Genomic DNA, 23,813 nt, shown 5'->3' with positions numbered 1-23,813 from the left:
CGTAAACGTAGGTCAATCCTTTGGACGCAAGTCGTCAGATTTATCTGTAACTATGGTCGGGATTGAGCCGTTTGCAACCGAAAGTCTGAATGCGATTGATTGACAGTTTGTTCATCGAATAGTCGTGGTTGCCTGCTTCTTTGGTGTCAGCTGCCCGGGGGCGGCGACACAGCCATTTCGTGATCTGTTAGTATGCCGGCGTTTTTGTCCCCCCAATTCACTCCGGCTCAGGTGAACTAGCCATGCCATCGACCGTCATGGGCGGTTTCGCCCACAACTTCCTGGGCAATGCGCCCGTCTGGTACAAGCAGATTATTATCCTGTTCCTGATCGCCAACCCGTTGGTGGTCTGGTTATTTGGCCCGGGTGTTGCCGGCTGGTTGCTGGTGGGTGAGTTCATATTCACCCTGGCCATGGCCCTGAAATGCTACCCGTTGCTGCCGGGTGGGTTGCTGGCGTTGGAAGCCCTGCTGATTGGTATGACCTCGCCAGAGGCGGTGTACCACGAGGTGCTCAATAACTTCCCAGTCATCCTGCTGCTGATGTTCATGGTGGCCGGCATCTACTTCATGAAGGATCTGTTGCTGGTGACTTTCACCCAGATCCTGGTTGGGGTGCGTTCAAAATCGGCACTGTCGCTGCTGTTTTGTGCCGCCGCGGCCCTGCTGTCGGCCTTCCTTGATGCCCTTACCGTGACCGCAGTGATCATCAGCGTGGCAGTGGGGTTCTACTCGGTGTATCACAAAGTGGCCTCTGGCAAGGGCTACCAGCACAAGGACCACAACGCTCAGAGCGATGACCACGTGATCGAATTGCACCGTGAGGATCTGGAGGACTTCCGGGCATTCCTGCGCAGCCTGTTGATGCACGGCGCCATCGGTACCGCTCTGGGCGGCGTGGCCACCATGGTGGGGGAACCGCAGAACCTGTTGATTGCCAAGGTGGTGGGCTGGGACTTTGTCGGTTTCTTCCAGGCCATGGCCCCGGTGAGCCTGCCGGTGCTGGTGGCGGGATTGACCACTTGCTGGTTGCTGGAGAAGCTGCGCTGGTTCGGCTACGGCACCCGTCTGCCGAAACCGGTTCGTCAGGTGCTGGAGGAATTCGCTGAAAACGAGCGGACCAAGCGCACCAAGGCCGATAAGGCCGCACTGTGGGTGCAGGCACTGGCAGCGGCCGTGCTGGTGGTCGGACTGGCCTTCCACCTCGCCGAAGTTGGACTGATTGGCCTGCTGGTGATTATCCTGATTACGTCCTTTACCGGGGTGACTGACGAGCACCAGATCGGCAAGGCGTTCCAGGAGTCGCTGCCGTTTACCTCATTGCTGGTGGTGTTTTTCGCCATTGTGGCGGTGATCCACGAACAACACCTGTTCAAACCGATCATCGAGGCGGTACTGAGCCTCCCGGAGGCGTCCCAGCCGGGCTGGTTCTTCATCGCTAACGGCGTCCTGTCCATGATCAGTGATAACGTCTTTGTGGCCACGGTGTATATCAGTGAGGTCAAGGCCGCGCTGGATGCCGGTGAAATCAGCGAAGACCATTTCCGGGCGCTGGCAGTGGCCATCAACACCGGCACCAATCTGCCCAGTGTCGCCACGCCGAACGGGCAGGCCGCGTTCCTGTTCCTGTTGACCTCGGCCATTGCTCCGCTGGTGCGGTTGTCCTATGGCCGGATGGTCGTGATGGCGGTGCCCTATACCCTGGTGATGGGCTCGGTTGGCCTGTTTAGTGTCATCCAGATGAGTTAAAATCTCACCTCTCTGAATGCCCGCCGCTGGTTAATCTGTGACCACCGGTGGGCATTGTTCGTTGTGTACCCCAGAAATTCCCGGAACCGGTTATGTTGAAAACCATTAATAACGAGTGGCTGTCGAACATTCGCGGCGACGTGCTCTCAGGCATTGTGGTGGCGCTGGCGCTGATCCCCGAAGCCATTGCCTTCTCCACCATTGCGGGCGTGGACCCCAAGGTTGGCCTGTACGCCTCCTTCTGTATTGCGGTGATCATTGCCTTTGTGGGCGGCCGCCCGGGTATGATTTCCGCGGCCACCGCCGCCATGGCGCTGCTGATGGTGGATCTGGTCAAGGATCATGGCCTGCAATACCTGCTGGCAGCGACCATCCTGACCGGTGTGCTCCAGATCATTGCCGGTTACCTGCGCTTGGGGGAACTGATGCGGTTTGTTTCCCGCTCGGTGGTGACCGGCTTCGTCAACGCCCTGGCGATCCTGATCTTCATGGCGCAGCTGCCGGAGCTGACTGACGTGACCTGGCATGTATACGCCATGACCGCTGCCGGTCTCGGCATCATCTACCTTTTCCCGTTGTTGCCCAAGGTCGGCAAGGTGCTGCCATCTCCGCTGGTGTGCATCATCGTACTGACGGTGTTTGCCTACTTTATCAACCTCGATGTCCGCACCGTTGGTGACCTGGGTGAGCTGCCAACAACCCTGCCTATCTTCTTGTGGCCGGATGTGCCGATGACCCTGGAAACCCTGTGGATCATTCTGCCGTATTCTGCATCGATGGCAGTTGTTGGCTTGTTGGAGTCGCTGATGACCGCGACTATTGTTGATGAACTGACCGACACCACCAGCAACCGCAACCGAGAGTGCCGTGGCCAGGGTATTGCCAACATCGGCGCGGGCCTGATCGGCGGAATGGCCGGCTGCGCCATGATTGGCCAGTCCATCATCAACGTGAAATCCGGAGGGCGGGCACGGTTGTCGACCCTCACCGCCGGTGTTGTGCTGCTGATCATGGTACTGGTGCTGGACGAGGTCCTGGTCCAGATTCCCATGGCGGCGCTGGTAGCGGTGATGATCATGGTGTCCATCGGTACCTTCAGTTGGGAATCGGTGGTTAACCTGCGCAAGCATCCGTTGTCCACCAATGTTGTCATGGTGGTGACCGTGGTGGTGGTGGTGGCCACCCACAACCTGGCCTTTGGGGTGTTTGCCGGTGTGCTGCTGGCGGCCTTGTTCTTTGCGAATAAGGTCGGGCACTTTATGCTGGTAACATCAACGCTGGACGAAGCCAGCCGTACCCGTACCTACACGGTGGTGGGGCAGGTGTTTTTCAGTTCTTCCGAGAAGTTCATGGCCTCATTCGACTTTAAGGAAGCGCTGGATCATGTTGTTATAGACCTGAGCCGTGCCCATTTCTGGGACATCACCGCCGTCGGGGCCTTGGACAAGGCGGTGATCAAGTTCCGTCGTGAAGGTGCCGAGGTGCAGGTGCTTGGCCTGAATGAAGCCAGTGCTACCATCGTTGACCGCTTCGGTGTTCATGACAAGCCGGAAGCGGTGGATCAGTTGATGGGTCACTGACCGGCTAGCCCAGAGCGCTAACATGAACCCTGACAAGCCAGCTAATGAGGTTGCCATGAAACAAGTGGTTGGATGCATAGATGGATCAAGGGCTGCCACTGCGGTGTGCGACTATGGCGCATGGGCCAGCCAGCGGCTGGAAGCACCCCTGACCCTGTTTCATGTGTTGGACCAGGAGCGGTACCCGGCTGAAACCGACCTTGCCGGGAGTATTGGCCTGGGCAGCCGGGAGCACCTGCTGCAGGAACTGGCTGAACTGGACCAGCGTCGCAGCCGGGTGGCGATGGAGCAGGGCCGCCACATGCTCGAAGCCGCTGAAGTCCGGGTGCGGGAGCAGGGGGTGGAGGACGTGCATCTGCGTCAGCGCCATGGCGATCTGGCGGATTCTCTGCTGGCAATCGAGGAGACGACACGGTTGCTGGTGATGGGCCTGCACGGGGAAAGCAGCAGTGACCGTGATATTCACGTCGGCAGCCAGCTTGAGACGGTGATTCGCAGTGTGCACCGGCCAATCATGCTGGTGCCGGACGCCTTCGCGCCGCCGCGCAGTGCGCTGTTCGCCTTCGATGGCAGTCCGACCACCCTCAAAGCCTTGGAAATGCTCGCGCAGAGCCCGATTCTTCGGGGCTTGCCTGTTCATGTGGTGATGGTTGGTGCCGATACCGCCGACCGCTGGGAGCAGTTGCGACAGGCTGAGCAGGCGCTGTCAGCGCTGGGTTCTGACATCCATCTGGCGATTCGTGCCGGGGATGTTGAGAAAGAGCTGCACCGCTATCAACGTGAGCAGGACATTGACCTGCTGATCATGGGGGCCTATGGCCACTCACGGATTCGCCAGTTTCTGGTGGGCAGCACCACTACCCACATGCTGAAAACCTCGACAACGCCGTTGATTATTCTGCGGTGAAATGAGGGTGTTGAGCGCACATTTGTACGCCAAATATGATCTGGTTGGCCGCTTTTGCGAACCGATCTGTTAATCTTCCGACACTGCACCATAATAACGATAACCGGGGTAACGTGTGACCATCAGGATGAAGGCAGGCTTCTCGAAGGGATTTCGGTGGCGAAGGAGGCTCAGTTGGCCCGCGTTGCTGATTGCCCTGATGGCCTCGCTGTCCGGTACGGTGGCTGCAACGACGGTTGATACCCCGCTGATGATGGCGCCGCGCACCGAGTTGACGGTGGCCTATGTTGAGTTCCCCCCGCTGGAATACATCACCGAAGACGGCGAGCCGGCGGGCGAATTCGTCGAACTGACCCGCAAAGTGGCCGAAGAAGCCGGCTATGACCTGAAATTCATCTACTTACCCATCAGCCGTACCTACTTCTATCTCCGTAACGGCATGGTGGATATGTGGATGGGACTGACCGGAATCCCGGCACTGGATGGCTATGTCCTGGAGAGTGCCGTCAGCCCGATTTCAGCCACCCTGTCGGTGTGGTCTACGCCGCAAACCCCGCCGGTCACCCGTTACGAAAGCTTCCACGACAAAATCCTGATCCTGATTTCCGGCTACACCTACGGCGGCCTGCTTTATCAGCTGGAAGCCGATAACGACGTCAGCCTGACCTTTGCGCCCAACCATCTGGCGGCCCTCAAGATGTTGGAACGAGGCCGGGGCCATTACCTGCTGGACTACCAGCTTCCGGTCCGTGAAATCCTCAAACAGGAACCTTTCGAAGGTCTGCGGGAGCAGCCGGTTCGCACTCGCCATACGTCGTGGTTGTTCACCCGCAATAACCCGGACAGCAGTGCGCTACGGGACGCGTTTGACCAGGCCTTTCGCCGCCTGGTCGCCCGCGGGGAAGTGCCGCCGGAAGAAGGGCGGGTTCCGGACTTTAGTCTGCCGGGGCTACCGGTTGATCACTGACCGGCAGGGGTGAACTCGAGACGGATATCGCCATACCATGCGGTGGCGGATTCCCCGGTATTGTCAGCGTCTGACATGATGCCAATGCCTACAATGGCCGGCGGTGCCTTGCCAAACGCCTGCTGATAGTCAGCGACAATGTCCCGCTCCACGGTCACCCACTGGCCGGTCTGGGCCGGGCCGCTGTTGACGGCCACCATAACGGTTTCTTCGGCATAGGGGTTGGCAACGAATTCGCCTTCCGGCAGCCGGTTGGCCCAGATGTAATTGAGCGCATTCCCTGGCAGCTCCTCGCCAAACAACGCCTTCACCGCACCGCGCTTCACTCGCTCGAAGAAGCCGGCCTCGTCCTCCTCAAACTCGAACGCAACGTAAATCCGCGCCGGGTAATCATCTCCGGACTTACGGCGGGCGTCTCCAGCCTCATAGACATTGGATACTTTCCAGCGCCAGCTCAGGATCAACCGCTCACCGGGCTGAACGGACACCCGCGCGATCAGTCCCGAGGCACTGTTGTCTGCACGCGCCATCACCACCTGGGCATCGCCATCGGTGACCAGCTGGTACTGGCTGTGGCGGTCGATTTTGGGAAACTCGAGGGGTTCCCAGCTGTCGTTCAGTGTTGTGGCAGTTGAAAAAGGCTGAACCAGATGTGAGGGCTCAGCGACGGAGATCAGCGAAAACAGCGCGAAAAATGCCAATAGCGAGCAGCGTGTCATAGCCTCTTCAAACCAGTAGCGGGAAGGTGGGGGTCATTGCCCCCAAATATTGTCAGTCAAGGATAACATGGGGAAGGTATCGGGAAAGGTCCTGTGTGATAGGGCCTTGGTCTTCTCGTAGCGATATGCCTGCCGGCTGGTCGTCCACAAGCCATGAGCCAACGAGAGTATAGTGGCTGTCGAAGCGGGGGAGTGGATGATAGGCCTGAAAGATATGACCCTCGGCGCCGTAAGGGCCGTCGGCCTTGCGAACAGGCCTACCCTCCCGAAATATGGTGATGTTGGCCCCCTCTCGGGAAAACAGCGGCTTACGGACATATTCCCTAAGGTGTGTCCGGGCTTCTTCTTCGGTGAAGAAGGCCGGTAACAGGTTGGGGTGGTCAGGGAACAGAGCCCACAGTGCAGGCAGCAGAGCTTTGTTTGAAAGAATGGCTTTCCACGGCGGTTCCAGCCATTGGCACTCATTGCCCCCCAAATGATCAGCAAACTCTTCCCGTAGCATGAACTCCCACGGATACAGTTTGAATATCCAGTCTATGACTCGGTCATTGTTGTCAGTAAAGCGATTCTGGGCATCAATGCCAATTTCGTCGATGTAAAGAAACTCAGTCTCGATGCCTGCATCGCGAGCGCAATCTTCGAGGTAGGTGACCGTTCCTCGATCCTCGTCACTGTCGCGGCAGCATGATAAGTGCAAGACCTGTCCCTGCCTTTGCCTGGCGATATCAGCGAAGCGGGCTATCAGTTTTTCCTGCAAGCTGTTGAACTGGTCGCAGTCCCGCCGCAGCCGGCCTTGATCGACATTGTCCTCCAGCCATAGCCATTGCCAGAATCCCGACTCGTAAAGGCTAGTGGGGGTATCGGCATTGTTCTCGTACAACTTGGCGGGGTTGCGACCGTCGTAAGCGAAGTCCAGTCTGGAATAGAGACTGGGGTCCTGGCGTTCCCAGCTACGGCGGATAGTATCCCAGTGATGCGTGGGAATCTTGAACTTCTCCAGCCACTGCTCAGACTGAACCACCCGATCCACCACATGCAGGCACATTTGGTGGAGTTCGGCGGAGGGGGCTTCGAGATGCTGCTCAATCTGGTTCAGGCTGAACTGATAGTATGCCCGCTCGTCCCAGTAAGGCTGGCCGTATAGGGTGTGGAAATTGAAACCAAAATCCTTGGCCAGTTCACGCCAGTCGGTGCGTTCGGCGATTGGGTGTCGAAACATTTAGCCGCCCCAGCTCCAGCCGCCGCTACGGGAACTGCTGCCTGAACTCCAACTGCTGCTGCGGGAACTGCTCATACGGCTAACCGTTTGGCCAAACCCTCCCCGGGACAATGTGTGAGAACTTGTACTAAATGAGCGAGTTCCATAGCGTTGGGCATGGTCAACCTCACCCATGTTGTTAAGTTCGACCTTTTTTCCATCAATGGTATAGCGGCCAAATCCAGAGCGGGAGCCTTGGTCGTATCGAAGTAGTGGTTCTGCGACGAGGCTGGTCGAGCCTTTATAAAGGGGGCGGGCGAGAAACCCGCTCATTCGTGGTTGGGAGTAGTTGGTGTATGAATAATAACTCGAGCTGGGGCGTGTATAGTTATCGCAATTGCCTTCGCCAAATTCTGATTCGCAGTCTTCGTTGTTGCCATAGCGAGGCGCATAACGCGAGGCGGATTGCAGCGCTTCTTTGTAGACATACTCACATTGATTTGCCTGCTGGGGTAACCGTGCAGTGCAGTCCGCCGCAGTATTGAACACATAACCCCGCAGATTTTCCTCAGAACTGCAACCGCTGAGGATAACGCCGATAGCGGCGCTTAACGGCGCCAATGACCGTGCCCGGAACTGTTTGCGCATCCGGTGCAGGTTGATCGTGGATGTCCTTTTCATTTCAGCTCCCTCAGTAGCTCATACAGGCTGCGTTCAGCAGGCCAACAGCCACAGCGGTACCACCGGCAAGAACCCCGGCGCTAATTTCTCGTTCGACCAAGCGCTTGGAAAGACCTGGAATCATCAACCAGACAATGGCGTAAGCCACAATTTGAGCCACGAGAGCGATCGTCGCCCACACTAAAAAATCAAGAAACGAGCCCGAAAAGGCCGCTGCACCGCTCAGTGCAATACTGAACCCGAGGATGGCGCCGGTAAAAGCGATGGCTGCTGCAGTGTTACGCTCCTCTCGAACAAGCTGCCATTCCTTGTGTGGGGTTACCAGGGGATACACCCACTTGAACACTAATAACAGGAGCAGGGAGGTACCGAATGCCAGAAGGAAGTCGGAAATACCGGCGAGAGACTGGGGTAATGTAAATTCGTCCATAAATAGCTAGTTCCTTATTGGTCAGATAAAAACAGGGAGCCTGCGCTCAATTAGTTGGCCACCAACGCATTCCAGTCGGAAATGTCGATACGGTGGCTGGCGATGTAATAGATTCTGGTGCCGGGCTGGATGGTGTAATCGAGCTTTGGGTTGATCTCGATGGATTTGACCGTGGGCGCCTGGACACCAATGATCAGAGCGTCAAATTTTGCCTTTAATGGGTGCAACAGATCCCCGACCGTTACAGCGGGTAGGTCTTCGGGAACCGTCAGTGAAAACTGCGTCATTCCGCCTTCTACATTCAACAGGTCGTGATGAAGCGCGCTGGAGCCTGGATCAGCGGCGGCCTTTGCCAGCATTTCAACAGCAACTGATGGCGTACACTCGACGGTAGGACAGTGGTGGGTTAACAACTGACTTAATCGCTCGTTGTTAAAATAGGCGATCATATGAGCGGTCGGATTGAGCTGGTAGCAAAGCAGGGAACAGGTGAGGGTGATGTCATCTTCAGGTGTATCAATGATGATGCAGCTGGCCTTTCCCAGTCCGGTCCGTTGCAGTTCCTGCTCGTCGGTATACTGCTTCAGCCGGACAAATTGGATTCGCTCCGGCATGGGGTTTTCTTCGGGCGCACTCCCTGCCAGCACGATGGGCTTGTCCGTTTTACCCAGCAGCTGCTCCTTAAGCAGCAGCTCGAGCAGGTGGAGAGTGCGGGCGTCGTTCCAGCCAATCACAACGATATGGTCAGACAGTGTTTGGTAGTCCTTCAAGCCTTTAACTCCTTTTTGCCAGTGGTGCACGGCGAAGGCCCCGATACGACCAAGTGTGATCGCAAACAGGCTCAAGCCAGCAGGGATGATGAAGCCAGCGGTCCAGACCCTTCCAGACGCGGTAACCGGCGAAAAGTCGCCGTATCCAACCGTCGATGCCGTGACCACCAACCAGTAAATAAACCGGCTTGGTTGCACCAGGTCTGTTTCGCCGGCGATTAGCAATCCACACCACGCTAAGGCGATGTAACCCAGGAGCATCGCCGCGAGGTTATAGCCGGTGAGTTCTGTGAGGTAGCCGGACAAGAGCTTGCGTAGTTTACGAAGTATCGGCATCAGCAATGGTGCTTTCGGTGGCGGAAGAATGTCGTTATTGAGGACTGGCTTCGGCTTTTCCGGAGCACTGGGTAGGGACTAACGCCACACGTGGTGGAGTGAGTATGTGCGTGGTGTTGCACGCGAGGGAATACTGTCTGCATAGCCGAGTCCGTGGCCAGTTTGTTTACGCGGGTAAGCTCTCAATAAATCGAGCGGCGCTATTTCGCCGGAAACAGCGAATGGTGTCAAGGCGGCAGGTATCCTGGGTATTCTCGTACCCTGTCTTGTTGATCGTCCAGCTTGTGTATATAGTGTTTCAACCTTTGGTTATCTACTAGATGTTGTGGTTGTTTTGTGTGCAACGTCTGTAGCGGGAATCCGGTGAGACTCCGGAACTGACGCGCAGCGGTATTGGGGAACGAGCGAGGCATGGTGCCAGACACCAGACACTGACCGGACACGGTTGGGAAGTCGCCAAGCGAGGTGGTTCTGAAAACGAACCGAACCCCTGAGTCCGAAGACCTGCCAAGGGAACTAGGAGCCTCTGAATACTTCCTAGCGCGCCTCTGGCCGACAGGGCGTTTCACAATCAAGGCGCAACTTTGCCGGAATGTCGAGAACCTTCCAAAAAGTTGAAACGCAGAGTGTGGATCGCCCTGTCTGCCCCGCCGGGCGTGATTTTAAGCCTGCATCTGCAGCGTTGCAGCTCTTGCAAAGGGCTACGGCCATTTGCTGCGAACTGCGCCTTGCCCCTGCAGGCTTAAAATCACGCAGAGACGTACTAGGAAGTATCCAGAGGCTCCCTCTGCACCTTCGCGCTACAGGTGAGCAGGACAGGATTCAGCATGGGGTTTGCCTTTGTTTGGGGACAGATTTGAAATCTGTCCCCGCGCTGCTCTTGGATTCCTATCTCGCACTCCTGCCTACGCGAAGGCCTTGGACTACACGCGTATTCAGGAGACACAGCATGTCCACCGCCGCCCTGGCCGATTCCCAATCCCCGGCTTCATCCCTTCAGGTCATCAAACGCAATGGCACCCTGGTCAGTTTCGATCCGGCTAAGATTACCGTGGCCGTCACCAAGGCCTTCCTCGCCGTGGAGGGGCCGGAAGCGGTAGGCTCCGCGCGCATCCACGACAGCGTGGCACGGGTGACTGAGCAGGTGGTGCAGGCGATCAGCCGTCGCCTCAAGGCCGGTGGTAAGGTGCACATCGAAGACATCCAGGATCATGTTGAACTGGCGCTGATGCGGGCCGAAGAGCAAAAGGTGGCCCGAGCCTATGTGCTCTACCGGGAAGCCCATGCCCAGGAGCGAGCCAGCCGCGAGACTCTGGTGGAAGCACATCCGAGCCTGACGGTGAAGCAGGCCAACGGCCTGGTGGCGCCGCTGGATCTGGGGTTGATGAAATACCAGGTGGAGCAGGCCTGTGAGGGGCTGGACGGTGTGGACGCCGGCTCGGTGGTGGACGATGCCCTGAGAGGCCTCTACGATGGCATCCCCGAGGCCGATGTGCTGTCCGCCCTGGTGATGACCGCCCGTGGCCGCATCGAACAGGAGCCCGCCTACAGTCAGGTCACCGCCCGATTGTTGTTGGAACAGCTGCGCATCGAAGCTGGCGGAGCCCTGGAACTGCCCCGTCAGGAGCCGCTGCAGTCGGTTTATCCACAGGCCCTGAATGCCTTTATCCAGGCCGGTATACGGTACGAACTGCTGGACGAGGCTCTGGCCGCCTTCGACCTGGAGCGCCTGGGCGCCGCCCTGAAGCCCGAGCGGGACCAGCAGTTTGGCTTCCTCGGCCTGCAAACCCTGTACGACCGTTACTTCCTGCACTGGCAGGGCCAACGCCTGGAACTGCCCCAGGTGTTCTTCATGCGGGTGGCCATGGGGCTCGCGCTGCGGGAAGACGATCCCAACGCCCGCGCCATCGAGTTCTACAACCTGTTGTCGTCGTTCGATTACATGGCATCGACGCCAACGCTGTTCAACAGCGGCACCCGCCACTCCCAGTTGTCGTCCTGCTACCTCACCACCGTCGGCGACGACCTGGAAGAGATCTACGGCGTCATCCGCGACAACGCCCTGCTGTCCAAATGGGCGGGTGGTCTTGGCAACGACTGGACACCGGTCAGAGCACTGGGTTCCCACATCAAGGGCACTAACGGCCAGAGCCAGGGCGTGGTGCCGTTCCTGAAAGTGGTCAACGACACCGCGGTGGCGGTGAACCAGGGCGGTAAGCGCAAGGGCGCGGTGTGCGCCTACCTGGAAAGCTGGCACCTGGACATCGAAGAATTCCTCGAGCTGCGCAAGAACACCGGCGATGAGCGCCGCCGCACCCACGACATGAACACCGCCAACTGGGTACCGGACTTGCTGATCGAGCGCATGCGCAAGGATCAGGACTGGACCCTGTTCAGCCCCAGCGATACCCCCGACCTGCACGACCTCTACGGCAACGCCTTCCGCACCCGCTACGAGGCATACGAGGCCATGGCCGCCCGTGGCGAACTGCCGCTGCATAAAACCATCCCCGCCAAACAGCTGTGGCGCAAGATGCTGACCGTGCTGTTCGAGACCGGCCATCCCTGGATCACCTTCAAGGACCCCTGCAACCTGCGTTCACCCCAGCAGCACCAGGGTGTGGTGCATTCCTCCAACCTGTGCACCGAGATCACCCTCAACACCAGTGCCGAGGAAATCGCCGTCTGTAACCTGGGCTCGGTCAACCTGGCCGCCCACATCAAGGACGGCGAGCTGGATGTGCAACGTCTGGAACGCACCGTGAACACCGCGGTGCGCATGCTCGACAACGTCATCGACATTAACTTCTACGCCGTGCCCCAGGCTCGCAATTCCAACCTGCGCCATCGCCCGGTGGGTATGGGCGTGATGGGCTTCCAGGACGCCCTCTACCAGCTCAAGCTGGCCTATTCCAGCGCCGAGGCGGTGGAATTCGCCGACCTGGCCATGGAACAGATCAGCTACTTCGCCATTCGCGCCTCCGCCGAGCTGGCCGGGGAGCGGGGCGCCTACGAGACCTACGAAGGTTCCCTGTGGTCTCAGGGTATCCTGCCCATCGACTCCATCCAGTTGCTGGCGGACGCCCGCCAGGACGGCGACCTCACCCTCAACACCGAGGCCAAGCTGGACTGGGCACCGGTGCGTGAGCTGGTGGCCAAGCACGGCATGCGTAACTCCAACGTCATGGCCATTGCCCCCACCGCCACCATTTCCAACATCGTCGGCGTGTCCCAGTCCATCGAGCCGGCCTACCAGAACCTGTTCGTGAAATCGAACCTGTCTGGCGAGTTCACCGTGGTCAACCCGTCCCTGGTGGCGGACCTCAAAGCCGAAGGGTTGTGGGACAACGTCATGGTCAACGACCTCAAGTACTTCGACGGCTCCGTGCAGCAGATCGAACGAATCCCGGAGCAGATCAAGGCCCGCTACGCCACCGCCTTCGAGATGGACGCCCGCTGGCTGGTGGAAGCCGCCGCCCGTCGCCAGAAGTGGCTGGACCAGGCCCAGAGCCTCAACCTGTATATGGCCGAACCTTCCGGCAAGAAGCTGGATGCCCTCTACCAGCTGGCGTGGGAGCGGGGCCTGAAAACCACCTACTACCTGCGTTCCCTGGGGGCCACCGGCGCCGAAAAGAGTGCCCCGGTACAGGCCGCCCCGGCCCCGCAGGTCTGCTCCATCGACAACCCGGACTGTGAGGCTTGTCAGTAAGTCGAATCTGTTATCGGAGAAGGCGGTCTGATTCCGGAGCTGGAAGCAGGCCGGGGGGGCTCTTTCGGGACACGCCCACAAGTACGTCCCTGTAGGGCTCGACGCTGGCCGTCCATGGCCAGCGACGGTCCCGAAAGAGCCCCCCCGGCCAACTTCTCCGCACATCTCAGCTACCGCCCGAATGCCAGCCACATAAATTTTGAGGACGAACACCATGCTCGATTGGGACGACGACTCCACCCCCAAGCAACCACAAGCCAGCAACCCGGACGGCCCACGCCCGGTCAACGTTGACGACAAGCGCGTCATCAACGGCGAAACCGACATCAACCAGCTGGCGCCGTTCAAGTACCCCTGGGCCTGGGAGTACTTCATGAACGCCAACAAGAACCACTGGACCCCGTTGGACATCAACATGGCCCAGGACGTCCACGACTACCACCACCGCCTGACCCCGCCGGAGAAGCACGTTTACGAGAACGTGCTGGCCTACCTCACCACCTCCGACATCCTCGCCATGCGTAACATCGGCCTGGCGGTGATGGAGAAGATGAGCGCCCCGGAACTGCAGATCTACCAGGCCCGCCAGGTCTACGAAGAAGCACTGCACACGTGGACCTACCAGCACTGCATCGAGACCCTCAACCTCGACCAGAGCGAGATCTACAACCGCTACCGGGTGGTGCCCCAGATCAACCAGAAAATCCAGGTGGCCAACCGCCGTCTCGACGCCGCCATGCGCTCCGACATGAACCTGCGCAACCCGGATGACCTGCAGGAATTCATCATGTCCTACCTGTTCTTCGCGGCGGTGTTTGAAGGCTGCTGGTTCTATAACGGCTTCAGCCCCATCTTCGCCTTGCAGCGCCGGGGCCTGATGCGCGGTACCGGGGAGCAGTTGCAGTACATCCTGCGGGACGAAGCCATGCACTTTTCCTTCGGCCTCAAGGTGGTCAACCAGATCCTGGAAGAGGAAAACCTCACCCTCGACCCGAAAGCCGTGCGCGAGATGTGGGACGAGTCCGAAGCCGCCGAGAAAGCCTACGCCAACTACATCCTCCGCGACCCGATCCTCGGCTATTCCGCCGAATACCACAGCGAACAGTTCCGTTTCGTCGCCAACCGCCGCGCCCGCACCGTCGGCCTGGAAGAACCGTTCCCCGGCGCCAAAAACGTCTCCCCCTGGCTGGACGAGCAGGCGACTATGCGCAAGGAGAAGAACTTCTTCGAGACCCGGGTGATCGAGTATCAGACCGGGGCGTCGCTGGAGTGGTAAGCGCTTACTGACCGTCAACCCAAGGGGCTGCGCACGCCTGCAAAGCCCTGGCCCAGCACATGGGTGTAAATCTGGGTGGTGCGCAGATCCGCGTGGCCGAGCAGATCCTGTACGGTGCGGATGTCATTGCCACGTTTCAGTAACTCAGTGGCAAAGGTGTGCCTGAAGGTATGGCATCCCGCCCGTTTGCCAACCCCTGCTTCACTTACCGCCCGACGAACTGCCCGTTGTACGGAAGAAATGTGGCGGTGGTGGCGGGCAACATTACCCAGGTTGTCGGTACTGAGTGACGGCGATGGAAATAGCCATTGCCACTCCAAAGAGTTACCGGCGTTAGGGTATTTCCTGGCCAAAGCGTACGGCAAGCTGACCGGGTGCTGGTACAACTCATCCTTCTGCTTCCAGGCCTTCTGCAAGTCGCCAATATGCTTTTGCAGCGGCACAACAAGTGGTGTCGGTAGCAACGTCGTCCTGTCTTTCGCACCCTTGCCGTCACGCACTGTAATTACCTGGTGATTGAAGTCCAGGTCTTTGATCCTGAGACGACAGGCTTCGGTCACCCGTAGACCGGAGCCGTACATCAACGAGGCAATAAGGTGATCAGGATGATTTAGCCTCTCAATAATGCGCATGGCTTCGTCATGGGTAAGGACCACAGGCAATTTTCGAGGCTTTTTCGACCGAACCACATCACCAATATCGCCCAAAGGCCTGTCCAAAACCTTGTCATAAAGGAACACCAGCGAGTTCAAAGCCTGGTCTTGGGTAGCTGCTGCAACGTGCCGATGTACAGCAAGCCAGGTTAGGAATTCATTGATCTCCCTGGAGCCCATATCCAGTGGGTGCTTCATCTGGTGGAAGCGAATGAAATACCGAATCCAGTACCAGTAGGACTTTTCAGTACGAATGCTGTAGTGATTGACGCGAATAACGTCGCGGAACTGATCACGCAAACGAAGTTGTTTCCCTTCCATGGGACGATCTCCGGTATCTGTATATTTATACAGTATTATTGTGAGAACAAATCGTGGAAGTCAAATGATTCCATAGCGAAGCGCTTAGTGATTGGCTAAGCTCATGTTTTAACTGAAACTTGGTAGGGTGCTGTTGCTATGAAATTGCGTAATCATGACGCAGTCAATTTTGTGCAATATCGAAGCGCGCTATCTAATTGCTGTTAGTGTTCTATAGCTATGAAGATCATCGTAATTTTTCTGACGTTACTCATGTCAGCATGTGCTTTTGTAAAGGAAACTACTTCTGATCATGGGTTCGCGATCGCATACGGTAATCTTAAAGTGGAGTTGCTTCATTCAACTCAGCCTGATGGTGGGCTAAGTATTTCATTTGTAGATGAAAATGGTAGAGAACTTTCAGGTATCGCTGAAGTAACTAAAGCGGACGGCAAGACTGTCATATCATTTGATCCAAATTGGGGCAAAGAATATGCTAGCACCACCGAGTGCTTGAGTTATCGTGGTGAAAAATACTGTCGCTCGTATTCTACAAAAATAAAATTTGAAGAGTATCTTGTGGTTAAAGCCGTAAATTTACGCACTCAACAATATTTAATTTCGGACCTCAAAGATTGCGTGCTTCCTGGCCTGCTGTGTGAGAACCCGCTTGGCGGAGGTAGGGTGGTAACTTTAGATCCCGCAGTGGGGCAACACTAACAATCAGCGGCAGAGCGACAGCCAACGCTACGCACCTTTTGTGTTACTCGCTGGCGCTCAAACATTAACACAAAATGCGCTCCGCGCTGGCTGCGCCTGCGCTGGGCGTTATGTGATCACCACACAGGTCTTATTAAATTTCATTAATGGTGTCAGTCGGCACAGTTACCAGCAAAAAATTCTCCGTTAAGAAAATCTGGTATGGTCAAAAAGATCCAGGTTTACGGAGGTTTCAAATGGAAGTAGGCAAAACTTACAATGTAGTTTTCTCAACGGGCCGCTATGAAATCGAGTACGAAAACCGCGTTAAATGCATAAAAGAGACACCGAAATCATATCGTGTTGAGAGAACTGACGGCAGTACAAGGCTGGTAGGGCAGGACTCAATTATTAAGCTGGAAGAAATATCTGGCCACACATAACCAGGCCAGTCACGGCGACGCCTACTACATTGCGGCTTCGCCTCCATTCCGCAGCCGCGCATGCTGGCTGGCGTTAACTCGTGGAACCACTATGAACCTGATACTAGAGCGGAGTGACCAAGTACGCTTTTTCACAAATATGCGTGAAGTCATAGTGGCGTTGGGCATTAGCAGCTCTGATTACGATTGGTATGTGAGTGATGTCGAGACGAATGGCTTTCAGTTTGACGAGGGATGGCATTCCGGCAGTGAGCTCGAGCTCCAGATAGCAAGCGAAGACATCCAGTTCATCTGGGCCGTCTTTAGCGCCTTTCCTAGGGGAGAGAGACCAACTGTAGGGGAGGCCCCCTATGTTGATGGTAATCCGTATTACTGGGATGGCTCTGAACTCGAGCCTCAGCTGGACGGGGCTAGCTTTGAAATCGCGTGCTGGGACAGCAGCGCAACAATCCTCGTTGGGTTGGATGAAGAAAAGGCTAGATGTTATCGGTCTACTTTTCCTGCTGCGGTGGATCTGAAATCCATTGCCCGGAAATGAGTTAACAAGCGGCGGCAGGCGGACCCATTTTCCGCTCGTTCCTCGCTACAACTGGCCCGCTGCGCCGGACGTTATAACGCAGGCATATAGATATGAGTGACTGTGCTGTGTCTGGGATTGCAATCACAATTGCCTTGGTCAGTCTCGGCGTCTCGGTCATTGTTGCCTTCCGAGATCGAGGGACAATAACGGCAGCTGCGAGATACCTGGAAAGCTATCAGCATATGTCAGATGGGGTTTACGTCCATATCGTCAATTCAGGGCGACGCCCAGTCACAATACGGCGCTTGTTGATTACCACCGAGGATGGCAAAGAGATAGAACGTCGTATTGGAGAAAACGGCAATCCGGTTAGGCTCCTGGAAAGCGAAGATTGTGAGTTCCAGCTGAACACACAGAACTCAGAACTCCAAGAGTGGAGTTCGTCAGTCATCAAAAAGGCGGTTGTTGAGGATTCTCGAGGCAAGCAGTACGAGGTATCGGGCCTAGTAGAGGCCATCAACCAGAATGCTGAACATTTGCGGCAGGCGTTATAACCAATCGCAGCAGTACGCGGCCGGTGGCCGCCGGACGCCCTTTACGTGGCTCCTTCGTCGCCACTCCAAGGTCGCCGCTGTGCTCGGCGTTATGTGCGAAAACTGGTACCAAATATGTACAAAGAAGAAGATATAAAGGTTTTGAAAGGTAAAGATGTAATCAAAAAAAGACCAGAGATGTATTTTGGTAGTAGAGGAATTAACCCAGACACAATTTGTTCGGCTATTATAGAAACTGCTTTAATTTTTGGTGCTAAGAAAACTCAAGTTAATGTAATTAACGGTTGGCAATTTATCTGTTCAGATTTAGATTGGATGGTGGCAAAAAATGTTGTCGCCGAGGTAAATGAAGATTCATTATTTGAAAACATATTTGGGTTTCCAGAAATGGGGGTTAATTGTCTAAGGTGGGAAGCGTTCACCACATATTTCTCAGATGCTACGCTTACTACGAATCAATTTGGTACAAAGGTAATTTCTGGTTCAAACACTGATAAAAATGAATATGAATCTTTGGTAAAAGATTTTATACAATGGGGAAGGATCATAGGCTTTAAATTTAATGCTGAAGCATAATATTATGTACAGTCTAATCAAAAACAACATAACAAGTGACTGTGGTGTCAAACCATATATTTAAGCCAATTGTTCCTGCCACGATACTTGGTTTTTCACCATTGTGTTGAGCACCACAATCATCTTTCTCATGCACGCGATGAGCGCCACTTTCGGCAGTTTGCCCTGGGCTTTCAAACGCTCATAGAAGCTCTTGAATACCGGGTTGCACTGGATAGCTGAGAGCATGGCCATGAACATCACGGTGCGTATCCGGTGCCGTCCTCCTCGGATGCGTCGCTTCCCTTTCAGGGCTCCACTGTCCCGGTTCATCGGAGCGACCCCGACCAGGGCGGCGATCTCTTTGCGGTTCAGTTGCCCCAGCTCTGGCAAGTCACTGAGCAAGGTATAGGCGAGGACTTTGCCGACTCCGGGAACGCTGGTGAGGATCTCGGTTTTGGTTTTCCATTGCTCAACCTTGGCGACTTCCTTCTCAATCTGTTGGGTGATGGATTGGATCTGGGTTTGTAGGGATTTGAGCAGTGTCTTGATGGAGCGGTGCAGAGCCTTGGGGAGAATCTGTAAACGGTTTTTCTCCATGGTAGCCATCTCCAGGAGCTGGGTTCGACGAACCAGTAAGTCTTTGATTAGCTGGCTCTGATTGTCTGGAATGGGTTTTATCTCAGGCTGAATGGTGGCAGCGTAGCGAGCAATCACCTGGGCATCGATCTTGTCGGTTTTGGCGAGTACGCCGATGGCTTGGGCGTACCTGCGAACACTGATGGGATTGACGACGATGATGGGAAGTTGTGCATCCCGACAGGCATTCACAAAGGGCTGTTCATAGCGCCCTGTCGCTCCCACGACGATCCGTTGAATGGGGTAGCCGGACAGGATTTTGATGGCTTTACGGATGTGGGCGGCGGAGTTGGGGATGGTGAAATGTTGATTGGTGGGATGAAGGGCGATATCGAGTTGAGCCTTGCCGACGTCGACACCAATGTTGAGGGACATTTGGTTTTCCGTGTTGTTCATAATAAGCTGACTCTGCCTTGCTATACGGGCTCGAGGCCCCGATGACTGTTCGAGTTATCGCTTGAGAGTCATGCAGCGCTACCCACTTGTTATCGGTCTCTCGTAAGAGGAGCCGGCGCAACACCGAGCTACTGCATGAAGGCCCCCAGCGGCCACTGGGGGTGGGCCTCAATTTACCCAGAACACGGATGGAATTGTCCATACAAGTTGCTGCATAGGAAATTTTTTAGTTGGCGACTTTTTCGCGCTGACGCAGCAAAAAAGTCGCCAACTAAAAAATTTCCATGAGCAATGCGTTATGCAGAAACGTCCGTCTTGACGTACGTACTTATAGGCGTACAGTTGGTTAAAAGTTAAACACGCAAGAGGTGCGTCATGACCGGAATCACAGCAACTGAGGCGCGCAGTAACCTTTATCGGTTGATTGACGAAACTGCCGAGTCCCACCAACCAATCGTCATCATGGGTAAGCGGAACAAAGCTGTTCTGGTTTCCGAGGAAGACTGGTCTGCAATTCAGGAGACACTTTACCTGCTCTCCGTACCAGGTATGCGGGAGTCTATTCGTGAGGGGATGGATACCCCCGTGGATGAATGCGATGAGGAGCTGGACTGGTGACATGGAAGTTGGTTTACACCAAGCAAGCCCAAAAAGATGCAAGGAAGTTGGCCTCCAGCGGCCTCAAACCAAAAGCCCAGGAACTGTTAGCGCTGCTAGCGGAAGATCCATACCGCAAGCCGCCTCCGTTTGAGAAGCTCATTGGTGATCTTGCGGGGGCCTATTCACGCCGCATTAATATTCAGCATCGTCTGGTCTACCAAGTGCTAGAGGACGAGCGTGTGGTGAAAGTCCTCAGACTCTGGAGCCACTACGAATAATGCATAACCAGCCGCTGTTGCCGGATAATTTTTCCACCGCTTCGCGGCTCCAAAATTGCCGCAAAGCTTCGCGTTAGAAATCCAGAGATGAAAATCTATCAACCAGGAAACAATGTTCATCCAAAACTTGTCTCGATTTTCCCGTTCGGCCTAGGCATATTTGGATTTCTGCTACCAGGGATTAAGAATAATAATTATTTCCTGTCAGCTATTGGCGTTGTATTAATAATTTTTGGAATAGTTACGTTCTTCGCCAGATCAGAAAGATTTATAGATACGGAGCTCGGATTGGTGATAAAGCGCAAACGGTGGCTTTTCTTCCAGTCCAAGGAGGAAATTCCGTTGCGGTTTTTCAAGTATATTTGCGTTATTGAAAATTCAGAATACAAATCGGGATTGGCTGGCGGTGGAGGTGGCGATTCTACGCGGCATTTTTACGATGTGAACTTGGTTGGAAAGAATAGTTCAAGTGACCATGCCGAAGGCTTTGAAATAAATATGTTTTTGGGCCAATACCCAATGACAGAAGCAGGTAGATCGAAAGCAATGGAGTTCGGAGGTATGGTGGCCTCTCAGGTTGGCCTGCCACTGCGCGCTGATAAGAATTTATGACAAGTCACGGAAGGCGGACGCGTGAAACGCGCTGCTTCGTTCATCGTTATGTGTGCAAGATAGAACGGAGGAACTGATGAAATCCATTAAGACCTCGCTCATGTTTGTCGGGGAACAGGCAGGAAAAGCTGAGGAGGCGATCAAATTTTATACCTCTCTATTCCCTCGTTCAAAGGTCATTGATCTTCAGCGCTACAAAGCTAGCGAGCAGGAGCCAGAAGGCTCTACCAAGATGGCCAGGTTTACGATAAACGGCACCGAGTTTATTGCGCTGGACAGCCATCTTGAACACCAATTTACCTTTACACCTTCGATGTCATTGTACGTTGAGTGTGAATCAATGAGCGAAATAGAGAGGGTATTTCGGGCCCTCGCCGAAGGAGGCTCAGAGCTAATGCCTTTGGATGACTACGGTTTTAGCCAAAGATTTGGATGGTTGAATGATAGGTATGGTGTTTCCTGGCAGCTCAATTTGTCGAACTCGGGTGTGCAGGTAGCATAATGAACCAAGTGTATAGCCTGAGACATCTGGGCTTTTTCTCAAAGCACCTTCTCACCGTGACCGAGGAGGGCTTTTACTACAAAGATACCCTCTACACCCATGATGACGTGAAAAAACTCTTTGTCTCAAATGGGGGAGCAGGCCCCAAAAGAATGTGCCTCCACCGGACGCCCTAGTCGGGAGTCATAATGGCTATGAGTCATAGCATGTATCCACTTATACCGAAGAAAGCGTCAGACGTTAAAGAAGGGGATTTTTACTACATTCCACTAAGTAATGGCTGGTTCGCCTGTGGGCGTCTTCTTGAAATCGAAAAGAAGAGTGGTAGGAAAACTAAAAGTATTCTTGTCGGTTTACATGATTGGACTGGGAGTGAGAAACCAACGGCTAAAGACATTCATAACTGCCCAATCATTGAACAAGGTGTTATGCATATAAATTCAATTGGCCATGTTGGTGGTGAAGTTGTTGGCTTTAAGCCATTAGGGGATGATGGTTTGAGACCATTGCCACAATTCGAGGCCGGAAATCTTATCCAGGGCTTCAAGAATTTGGGGCCATTGCCGCAAGAAGAATATGACAAATATAGCCGGCGTTTTACTTACGGCTTGAAAGTGCTTCTCCTATTAGCGGAGCAACACTTTGTCAAGAACTCATAACAAACCAAAGCCGCCGATACAAAATGCACGCGGCTGTTTGAAGCGTTAGCACCACAATCCTAGGGGCTAGTAAATTGAGAAAAGTATTAATGAGTGCCTGCCTTTTAGGGAGAAAGGTTAGATACGACGGTGGAAGCCTTTCGGTGCATGATCAGCTTGTAGAGAGGTGGATATCCGAAGGCCGGGTTGTTTCAGTTTGCCCGGAAGTTGAGGCCGGAATGAGCATCCCCAGGAAACCTGCGGAAATTTTCGGAGGTAACGGGAATATGGTGTTAGAGGGTGAAACCGACGTTGTTGAAAAGGGCGGAAATGTCGTCACCGACGATTTTATTGCAGGTGCCGCTATTGCCTTGGAACTGTGTAAAAAGTTCAACATTGATATAGCGGTATTGGCTGAGTCCAGTCCTTCATGCGGTAGTTCATTTATCTATGACGGTGGTTTTTCAGGTAACCGGACTCCCGGTATGGGAGTTACGGTCGCGTTGCTGCGTCGGCATGGTATTCAAGTGTTTAGCCAACATGAGATTGCGGATGCTAACAAGGCGATCCACGCGACGAGTGCGTGATGGCGGGCGCTACGAGTACCTGGGAGAAACTAAATGATTCGTGATTATCGAGCAGCCGATATCGATCAAATCTTGGCAATCTGGCTATCTGCATCGATTAAAGCCCATGACTTCATCGAATCTGCGTTTTGGGAATCGAAGATTAGCGCGATGCGTGATGTATACATCCCTGCATCGGAGACGTTTGTGTATGAAGCTGAGGAAGCGGTCGTTGGGTTCTATAGCCTCTATGAAAACAATCTTGCTGCAATCTTTGTGACACCAGGCTCACAGGGCAAGGGGGTGGGCTCAGTGCTGATTGATGACGCTAAGAACAAACGAGATAGCTTGCAGCTCACTGTTTACAAAGAAAATACATCGAGCATCAAGTTCTATGAGAAGCACGGATTCGCTGTACTTGGAGAGCAAATCGATGAGCACACCGGGCACCCTGAGCTCATGATGGAGTATCACTCGTAACAAGAGGGTGATTACCACCGTGGGCTTCCATTCACTGTTAGGCAGACGAGATATGACGCAAGCAGGCTCAAAAAAATACATTGAGTGCCTGAATGACTTAATGGACTACTTTATCCTGGCGGATATTCAGCGGTTATCTCGGTTCGTTGCGGACCATTCGTTGTCTGATGACCTGATCACTGAGTTCACTACAACCGATTACGGTGATCTCGCCGTGAATCAAGGTGTGATGATCCCCCTGCGGGGGATCGAGAACTTTCCTTACACGGTCTATTTCAACCAATCGTCAAAGAGTGCCTTTTCCGCACTGGAAAGTGACGTTCAACATCGGAAGGCGGGGTATGTTCTGGAGGTAACGGGATCGCGCCTGTACCTTCTGACGATGCCGTTATTAAGGCACTGGTCTAAAAACGTCGAATTTATACAGGCCAACAGGCCGTATTTCGATCTTGAAAATGGCTGGTACAGCGTGGAAATCCTATGCGGCGAGACCTTGCAGGACAGCGGTTGGGAACCGACCATCGAATTTCTTTTGGAGCGGAAAGAATCCAAGCCTGATTATCACGCGGATTTTACCTACCCGTTTACAGTCACCAGTAGAGAGTACTAACGCGTAGCCTGACAATGTCCTGTCCCCCTCGTTGCTGCCCCAGGCCCACGGGCGGTTGGCATAACGGAATGCCAGTTGTGTCGGGGTGATGAACGGGGGGTTAGTTCGAAGGAGAGCCGCTGATACCATGAAAGACATCGCATTTTCGAGAGAACAGAAGGAGCGCATGGTAAGTAAGATAAAAACTTACTTCAGCGACGAATTGCAGCAGGACATCGGCGGGTTTGAGGCGGAGTTTCTGATCGATTTCCTTTCCAAGGAGCTGGGGCCCCATTTCTACAACCGTGGTCTCCTTGATGCCCAACAGGTGCTTAACGAGAAAATGGACGAGGTGGGTTACGTCCTGCAGGAGCTGGAACAACCGGAAGGTTACTAGGGCAGGCAGGCGCCGGTTACTCTTGTTCCAGGTAACCATGATGTTGGAGTATGAACGCGTTATGCTGATTC

The 23,813-nt window shown here is 54.6% G+C and carries 26 protein-coding genes and 1 riboswitch; of the genes, 19 read left to right on the top strand and 7 right to left on the bottom strand.

What is annotated here, in order from left to right; translation table 11 throughout:
• The first annotated feature begins 242 nt into the window (after positions 1 to 242).
• The 4 genes from nhaB (at position 243) to BMZ67_RS02760 (ending at position 5,202) form a co-directional block, all read left to right on the top strand.
• Entirely contained in the window at positions 243 to 1,748 is a 1,506-nt protein-coding gene (gene nhaB, locus BMZ67_RS02775; protein WP_092020374.1) for a sodium/proton antiporter NhaB, read from the top strand.
• A gap of 92 nt (positions 1,749 to 1,840) precedes the next feature.
• On the top strand, positions 1,841 to 3,328 hold the full coding sequence (locus tag BMZ67_RS02770) for a SulP family inorganic anion transporter (RefSeq protein ID WP_092020373.1): 1,488 nt from the start codon (positions 1,841 to 1,843) through the stop codon (positions 3,326 to 3,328).
• A gap of 55 nt (positions 3,329 to 3,383) precedes the next feature.
• Positions 3,384 to 4,235, top strand: a complete 852-nt coding sequence (locus BMZ67_RS02765) for a universal stress protein (RefSeq protein WP_092020907.1) — start codon at positions 3,384 to 3,386, stop codon at positions 4,233 to 4,235.
• A 115-nt stretch (positions 4,236 to 4,350) separates the two neighbouring features.
• The gene (locus tag BMZ67_RS02760; protein ID WP_245749846.1) at positions 4,351 to 5,202 is read left to right on the top strand and encodes a substrate-binding periplasmic protein; all 852 of its coding nucleotides are present in this window, start codon (positions 4,351 to 4,353) and stop codon (positions 5,200 to 5,202) included.
• Here the strand turns inward: BMZ67_RS02760 and BMZ67_RS02755 are convergent.
• From BMZ67_RS02755 to BMZ67_RS02735, 5 genes are read right to left on the bottom strand one after another with little or no spacing between them, the layout of a single operon-like run.
• Positions 5,196 to 5,921 (bottom strand): DUF3047 domain-containing protein, encoded by a 726-nt coding sequence (locus tag BMZ67_RS02755; protein ID WP_092020372.1) that lies wholly within the window; start codon positions 5,919 to 5,921, stop codon positions 5,196 to 5,198. The two genes, BMZ67_RS02760 and BMZ67_RS02755, sit on opposite strands and share 7 nt — an antisense overlap.
• 52 nt (positions 5,922 to 5,973) lie before the next feature.
• Positions 5,974 to 7,140, bottom strand: a complete 1,167-nt coding sequence (locus tag BMZ67_RS02750; RefSeq protein WP_092020371.1) for a glutathionylspermidine synthase family protein — start codon at positions 7,138 to 7,140, stop codon at positions 5,974 to 5,976.
• Complete coding sequence (locus BMZ67_RS02745; RefSeq protein WP_092020370.1) at positions 7,141 to 7,800, bottom strand: DUF1190 domain-containing protein; 660 nt, start codon at positions 7,798 to 7,800, stop codon at positions 7,141 to 7,143.
• Positions 7,801 to 7,810: 10 nt separating this feature from the next.
• Entirely contained in the window at positions 7,811 to 8,230 is a 420-nt protein-coding gene (locus BMZ67_RS02740; RefSeq protein ID WP_092020369.1) for a DUF350 domain-containing protein, read from the bottom strand.
• A 50-nt stretch (positions 8,231 to 8,280) separates the two neighbouring features.
• A complete protein-coding gene (locus BMZ67_RS02735) occupies positions 8,281 to 9,336 on the bottom strand; it encodes an ion channel (RefSeq protein ID WP_092020368.1) in 1,056 nt (351 codons plus the stop codon).
• A 309-nt stretch (positions 9,337 to 9,645) separates the two neighbouring features.
• Positions 9,646 to 9,862: riboswitch (cobalamin riboswitch) on the top strand.
• A gap of 423 nt (positions 9,863 to 10,285) precedes the next feature.
• Here BMZ67_RS02735 and BMZ67_RS02730 point away from each other — a divergent pair.
• Both BMZ67_RS02730 and BMZ67_RS02725 read left to right on the top strand, forming a co-directional pair.
• Positions 10,286 to 13,045, top strand: a complete 2,760-nt coding sequence (locus BMZ67_RS02730) for a ribonucleoside-diphosphate reductase subunit alpha (protein ID WP_092020367.1) — start codon at positions 10,286 to 10,288, stop codon at positions 13,043 to 13,045.
• Positions 13,046 to 13,259: 214 nt separating this feature from the next.
• Positions 13,260 to 14,321 carry a ribonucleotide-diphosphate reductase subunit beta gene (locus BMZ67_RS02725; protein ID WP_092020366.1) on the top strand — a complete coding sequence of 354 codons (1,062 nt, stop codon included), beginning with the start codon at positions 13,260 to 13,262 and terminating at the stop codon, positions 14,319 to 14,321.
• Between the two features lie 14 nt (positions 14,322 to 14,335).
• Here BMZ67_RS02725 and BMZ67_RS02720 read toward each other — a convergent pair whose 3' ends face one another.
• A complete protein-coding gene (locus BMZ67_RS02720; protein ID WP_092020365.1) occupies positions 14,336 to 15,295 on the bottom strand; it encodes an integron integrase in 960 nt (319 codons plus the stop codon).
• Positions 15,296 to 15,514: 219 nt separating this feature from the next.
• On the opposite strand from BMZ67_RS02720, the gene BMZ67_RS18460 reads away from it, so the two are divergent.
• From BMZ67_RS18460 to BMZ67_RS02700, 4 genes are all read left to right on the top strand, one after another.
• Complete coding sequence (locus tag BMZ67_RS18460) at positions 15,515 to 15,994, top strand: hypothetical protein (RefSeq protein WP_139214321.1); 480 nt, start codon at positions 15,515 to 15,517, stop codon at positions 15,992 to 15,994.
• Between the two features lie 513 nt (positions 15,995 to 16,507).
• Complete coding sequence (locus BMZ67_RS02710; RefSeq protein WP_092020363.1) at positions 16,508 to 16,954, top strand: hypothetical protein; 447 nt, start codon at positions 16,508 to 16,510, stop codon at positions 16,952 to 16,954.
• Between the two features lie 92 nt (positions 16,955 to 17,046).
• Positions 17,047 to 17,490, top strand: a complete 444-nt coding sequence (locus BMZ67_RS02705; protein ID WP_092020362.1) for a hypothetical protein — start codon at positions 17,047 to 17,049, stop codon at positions 17,488 to 17,490.
• Positions 17,491 to 17,604: 114 nt separating this feature from the next.
• The gene (locus tag BMZ67_RS02700; protein WP_092020361.1) at positions 17,605 to 18,066 is read left to right on the top strand and encodes a hypothetical protein; all 462 of its coding nucleotides are present in this window, start codon (positions 17,605 to 17,607) and stop codon (positions 18,064 to 18,066) included.
• A gap of 60 nt (positions 18,067 to 18,126) precedes the next feature.
• Here the strand turns inward: BMZ67_RS02700 and BMZ67_RS02695 are convergent, their stop codons facing one another.
• A complete protein-coding gene (locus BMZ67_RS02695; RefSeq protein WP_092020360.1) occupies positions 18,127 to 19,080 on the bottom strand; it encodes an IS110 family RNA-guided transposase in 954 nt (317 codons plus the stop codon).
• A 375-nt stretch (positions 19,081 to 19,455) separates the two neighbouring features.
• Here BMZ67_RS02695 and BMZ67_RS02690 point away from each other — a divergent pair, with 375 nt between their 5' ends.
• The 9 genes from BMZ67_RS02690 (at position 19,456) to BMZ67_RS02650 (ending at position 23,742) form a co-directional block, all read left to right on the top strand.
• Positions 19,456 to 19,698, top strand: coding sequence for a type II toxin-antitoxin system Phd/YefM family antitoxin (locus BMZ67_RS02690; RefSeq protein WP_058092928.1), 243 nt, complete (start codon positions 19,456 to 19,458; stop codon positions 19,696 to 19,698).
• Positions 19,695 to 19,958, top strand: a complete 264-nt coding sequence (locus BMZ67_RS02685) for a Txe/YoeB family addiction module toxin (protein ID WP_092020359.1) — start codon at positions 19,695 to 19,697, stop codon at positions 19,956 to 19,958. Before BMZ67_RS02690 ends, BMZ67_RS02685 begins: the two co-directional genes overlap by 4 nt.
• An 87-nt stretch (positions 19,959 to 20,045) precedes the next feature.
• Positions 20,046 to 20,570 carry a hypothetical protein gene (locus tag BMZ67_RS02680; RefSeq protein ID WP_092020358.1) on the top strand — a complete coding sequence of 175 codons (525 nt, stop codon included), beginning with the start codon at positions 20,046 to 20,048 and terminating at the stop codon, positions 20,568 to 20,570.
• 76 nt (positions 20,571 to 20,646) lie between these two features.
• A complete protein-coding gene (locus BMZ67_RS02675; RefSeq protein ID WP_092020357.1) occupies positions 20,647 to 21,072 on the top strand; it encodes a VOC family protein in 426 nt (141 codons plus the stop codon).
• Between the two features lie 188 nt (positions 21,073 to 21,260).
• Positions 21,261 to 21,731 carry an Imm26 family immunity protein gene (locus BMZ67_RS18455; RefSeq protein WP_139214320.1) on the top strand — a complete coding sequence of 157 codons (471 nt, stop codon included), beginning with the start codon at positions 21,261 to 21,263 and terminating at the stop codon, positions 21,729 to 21,731.
• Positions 21,732 to 21,805: 74 nt separating this feature from the next.
• Complete coding sequence (locus BMZ67_RS02665; protein WP_245749845.1) at positions 21,806 to 22,297, top strand: 2-thiouracil desulfurase family protein; 492 nt, start codon at positions 21,806 to 21,808, stop codon at positions 22,295 to 22,297.
• 33 nt (positions 22,298 to 22,330) lie between these two features.
• Positions 22,331 to 22,756 carry an N-acetyltransferase gene (locus BMZ67_RS02660; RefSeq protein WP_092020355.1) on the top strand — a complete coding sequence of 142 codons (426 nt, stop codon included), beginning with the start codon at positions 22,331 to 22,333 and terminating at the stop codon, positions 22,754 to 22,756.
• Between the two features lie 52 nt (positions 22,757 to 22,808).
• Positions 22,809 to 23,366 (top strand): hypothetical protein, encoded by a 558-nt coding sequence (locus BMZ67_RS02655; protein WP_092020354.1) that lies wholly within the window; start codon positions 22,809 to 22,811, stop codon positions 23,364 to 23,366.
• 88 nt (positions 23,367 to 23,454) lie between these two features.
• Entirely contained in the window at positions 23,455 to 23,742 is a 288-nt protein-coding gene (locus BMZ67_RS02650) for a DUF2164 domain-containing protein (protein ID WP_342712853.1), read from the top strand.
• The last annotated feature ends 71 nt before the right edge of the window (positions 23,743 to 23,813 follow it).

Origin of the sequence: Marinobacter zhejiangensis (assembly GCF_900114775.1) — a bacterium.
Taxonomy (GTDB): Bacteria; Pseudomonadota; Gammaproteobacteria; order Pseudomonadales; family Oleiphilaceae; genus Marinobacter; species Marinobacter zhejiangensis.
Note: the sequence above shows the minus strand (reverse complement) of the source record. Positions and strands in the feature narration are given on the sequence as shown.

Bases quoted from the DNA above. Each gene is read 5' to 3' on its own strand.
- nhaB (WP_092020374.1), top strand. From the start codon at position 243: ATGCCATCGACCGTCATGGGCGGTTTCGCCCACAACTTCCTGGGCAAT.
- BMZ67_RS02770 (WP_092020373.1), top strand. From the start codon at position 1,841: ATGTTGAAAACCATTAATAACGAGTGGCTGTCGAACATTCGCGGCGAC.
- BMZ67_RS02765 (WP_092020907.1), top strand. From the start codon at position 3,384: ATGAAACAAGTGGTTGGATGCATAGATGGATCAAGGGCTGCCACTGCG.
- BMZ67_RS02755 (WP_092020372.1), bottom strand. From the start codon at position 5,921: ATGACACGCTGCTCGCTATTGGCATTTTTCGCGCTGTTTTCGCTGATC.
- BMZ67_RS02750 (WP_092020371.1), bottom strand. From the start codon at position 7,140: ATGTTTCGACACCCAATCGCCGAACGCACCGACTGGCGTGAACTGGCC.
- BMZ67_RS02745 (WP_092020370.1), bottom strand. From the start codon at position 7,800: ATGAAAAGGACATCCACGATCAACCTGCACCGGATGCGCAAACAGTTC.
- BMZ67_RS02740 (WP_092020369.1), bottom strand. From the start codon at position 8,230: ATGGACGAATTTACATTACCCCAGTCTCTCGCCGGTATTTCCGACTTC.
- BMZ67_RS02735 (WP_092020368.1), bottom strand. From the start codon at position 9,336: ATGCCGATACTTCGTAAACTACGCAAGCTCTTGTCCGGCTACCTCACA.
- BMZ67_RS02730 (WP_092020367.1), top strand. From the start codon at position 10,286: ATGTCCACCGCCGCCCTGGCCGATTCCCAATCCCCGGCTTCATCCCTT.
- BMZ67_RS02725 (WP_092020366.1), top strand. From the start codon at position 13,260: ATGCTCGATTGGGACGACGACTCCACCCCCAAGCAACCACAAGCCAGC.
- BMZ67_RS02720 (WP_092020365.1), bottom strand. From the start codon at position 15,295: ATGGAAGGGAAACAACTTCGTTTGCGTGATCAGTTCCGCGACGTTATT.
- BMZ67_RS18460 (WP_139214321.1), top strand. From the start codon at position 15,515: ATGAAGATCATCGTAATTTTTCTGACGTTACTCATGTCAGCATGTGCT.
- BMZ67_RS02710 (WP_092020363.1), top strand. From the start codon at position 16,508: ATGAACCTGATACTAGAGCGGAGTGACCAAGTACGCTTTTTCACAAAT.
- BMZ67_RS02705 (WP_092020362.1), top strand. From the start codon at position 17,047: ATGAGTGACTGTGCTGTGTCTGGGATTGCAATCACAATTGCCTTGGTC.
- BMZ67_RS02700 (WP_092020361.1), top strand. From the start codon at position 17,605: ATGTACAAAGAAGAAGATATAAAGGTTTTGAAAGGTAAAGATGTAATC.
- BMZ67_RS02695 (WP_092020360.1), bottom strand. From the start codon at position 19,080: ATGAACAACACGGAAAACCAAATGTCCCTCAACATTGGTGTCGACGTC.
- BMZ67_RS02690 (WP_058092928.1), top strand. From the start codon at position 19,456: ATGACCGGAATCACAGCAACTGAGGCGCGCAGTAACCTTTATCGGTTG.
- BMZ67_RS02680 (WP_092020358.1), top strand. From the start codon at position 20,046: ATGAAAATCTATCAACCAGGAAACAATGTTCATCCAAAACTTGTCTCG.
- BMZ67_RS02675 (WP_092020357.1), top strand. From the start codon at position 20,647: ATGAAATCCATTAAGACCTCGCTCATGTTTGTCGGGGAACAGGCAGGA.
- BMZ67_RS18455 (WP_139214320.1), top strand. From the start codon at position 21,261: ATGGCTATGAGTCATAGCATGTATCCACTTATACCGAAGAAAGCGTCA.
- BMZ67_RS02660 (WP_092020355.1), top strand. From the start codon at position 22,331: ATGATTCGTGATTATCGAGCAGCCGATATCGATCAAATCTTGGCAATC.
- BMZ67_RS02655 (WP_092020354.1), top strand. From the start codon at position 22,809: ATGACGCAAGCAGGCTCAAAAAAATACATTGAGTGCCTGAATGACTTA.
- BMZ67_RS02650 (WP_342712853.1), top strand. From the start codon at position 23,455: ATGAACGGGGGGTTAGTTCGAAGGAGAGCCGCTGATACCATGAAAGAC.